The sequence below is a fragment of the Pseudomonas sp. YuFO8 genome (assembly GCF_035065025.1).
GTDB lineage: Bacteria > Pseudomonadota > Gammaproteobacteria > Pseudomonadales > Pseudomonadaceae > Aquipseudomonas > Aquipseudomonas putida_AE.
The window spans coordinates 1-401 of sequence record NZ_JAXDEQ010000184.1 but is presented as its reverse complement, the minus strand read 5'-3'; the positions used below and the strand labels follow the sequence as shown (position 1 = coordinate 401).

Sequence of the window (401 nt, the reverse complement as noted above, 5' to 3'; positions counted from 1 at the left end):
GACTGCGAAAGGTCTGATCGAGAGAAGTCTGATCCATTGAGCGTCGCACTCTTAAAGCTTGCCCATCTAACAATTGAGTCGGAGAAATCCGTATAGAGCATATTGGATCGGTCAAATATTGAACTATCAGCTGTAGCCCTTGCATATGAGGATGCATTGAGTTCGCTTTGCGTGAAGTTGGCCATATATAACTGCGACTCAATGAACTTAGCGCCAGTGCCTCTGATCCACTGCCCGTTCATTCGGGTTAGGTTCAGCTTTGACAAATCCTGGCAACGGAGGGTTGCACCCTCTAGATCCAAGCTATCGAGAGGCAACTTTGCCGCCCGTATCGCAGAGATAGACTCGGGAAAAGTCGGAGGGAGCGGTGCGTTTTTTGCGGAGTAAACTACCCTTACAGA

General features: G+C 48.9%; 1 protein-coding gene. It reads right to left on the bottom strand.

Going from position 1 to position 401, the window contains the following annotated elements:
• A partial coding sequence (locus tag SOP95_RS32335; RefSeq protein WP_442967810.1) for a pentapeptide repeat-containing protein occupies positions 1 to 185 on the bottom strand: 185 nt, incomplete at its 3' end.
• Positions 186 to 401 lie beyond the last annotated feature (216 nt).